This is a genomic window from uncultured Agitococcus sp. (assembly GCF_937920075.1).
In the GTDB taxonomy this organism is placed as follows: Bacteria; Pseudomonadota; Gammaproteobacteria; order Pseudomonadales; family Moraxellaceae; genus Agitococcus.
Genome location: NZ_CALETI010000015.1, coordinates 1 through 1,622, shown reverse-complemented (window position 1 = coordinate 1,622; position 1,622 = coordinate 1). Strand labels below are relative to the sequence as shown.

3 protein-coding genes are annotated in these 1,622 nt (G+C 49.0%); all 3 read right to left on the bottom strand.

Annotated elements, in window-relative coordinates; all coding sequences use genetic code 11:
• A partial coding sequence (locus Q0212_RS00435; RefSeq protein WP_297920638.1) for a hypothetical protein occupies positions 1-196 on the bottom strand: 196 nt, incomplete at its 3' end.
• A gap of 160 nt (positions 197-356) precedes the next feature.
• Positions 357-644: a hypothetical protein gene (locus tag Q0212_RS00430; protein WP_297920636.1), complete on the bottom strand. Its 288-nt coding sequence runs from the start codon at positions 642-644 to the stop codon at positions 357-359.
• A 31-nt stretch (positions 645-675) separates the two neighbouring features.
• Positions 676-1,622: hypothetical protein (locus tag Q0212_RS00425; protein WP_297920634.1), on the bottom strand; the 947-nt coding region annotated here is incomplete at its 5' end.

Here is a 1,622-nt window from a genome sequence, read left to right as displayed (position 1 = left end):
CTCGCCAGTCGGGGGCGATGACGTGCCAGTCACGTTCCAGCGCATCAACGACAAACTGAAAGGTGGGCGAGGCATCCATCCAGCCGTGCAGCATCCACAGCTTGGGCGCGCCTTCGCGCCCCCAGTGGCGCACATGAAAGGCATGGCCGCGCACGGTCAGCCATTCAGAACGTGATACGTATTTTGGTGTATACATAGGCGGCATTGTAATACATGGTGGATGCTGCTGCCGAACCATGCAGGGCGATCCCACCGGCACGACTTACACGCCCTTGAAATCGCCCTGCATGGTCTGATGCCTGCTGGCTACGCCAGGCCATCTGCAAAGATGACATGGCAACAGTGTGGTGACTGAATCAGTTAAACCACAGTTTTACACTGTCCACCAAGCGACCAAACACACCGGCCTCGCCCACTGCATTCAGCGCCAGCACCGGCTGTTCGGCCAGCACCTTGCCATCCAGCGTCACCGTCAGCTTGCCCACCGGCTGGCCAGCCTTGATCGGTGCAATCAGCTTGGCCGGGGCATCCAGTTTGGCCTGAATGCGTGCGGCGCTGCCCTTGGGCACGGTGGCGTAAATATCGCGGGTAAAGCCCAGGTTCACTTCGCTGGCCTCGCCCTTGAACACCTTGAGCTTGCCCACTGGCTTGTTGGCGGCGTACAGGCGCGGTGAATCAAAAAATTGCAGGCCGTAGTTCAGCAGCTTGCTGCTTTCGTTGGCGCGCGCTTCCGGGCGTGCTTTTTATGATGTTTTTAGCTTCTTGAATATAAAACTGATAATCAACATCTGTTGGTAGGTTGTCGGGGTAATCCATGACAGGCTTTGCACCGTCAGACTTTGGTACTTTGTTATTGTTTGATGCGTAGTATATGGCGGTCATGGTTGACGTTGAGTGATACCATCGAATACTTTTACCGATTGCTTGGCCGTCTTTTACTGCGCCACCTTTTACGGTTCTAAGTGTCACAAAATCGCGTATATCTTGACACTGTAAAATCGTGTCGTGTACTGGTGTTTGTTGTGTCAGATAAGCAATAGCAGCTTTTACGCTGATTGTGTTTGTTGGATTCTTGGCTAGTCCGCCAATAGCAAATTGACCTTTACCTTTGACTTTGCCGTCAGGTTTAACGGCTAAATAGTTGTTGACGTTAATCGAGTACAGGGCGCGATACTCTGTATATTCCATTGTAAAAATAGTATTTAACTCAAATAAGCTTACGGTGTCGCGTATTGCTTGCACGTTATCACGCTTGCACAATATGACTATACCGTCAGTATTTGCGCTTTTAACCTTGCCCCCTGCATTGGTTATCATCTCAATCAACATTAACAGGGTTAGTTGTCCTGTGATTGTGGTGTTAATCAATAAGTCGGGCGAGTATAAAAAAGAGTATTTAGAGCCGAATTTGCCAAACGAGCCGTTGACTGTAATTTTAAGTGAATCAGCAGTCACATGGTCTTTTTTGCGCTTGGCTTCAATCCTACGATTGACTATTGACTCATAAACAGTCAAAAACTCACGGGTAAGATGCTTAGGGTAGTATTGTCCATCTATCACTAAATATGGGTAATAACTGGCCACGTCAACGTCAAAAAGCAATTCATCATCTTTAGCAATAA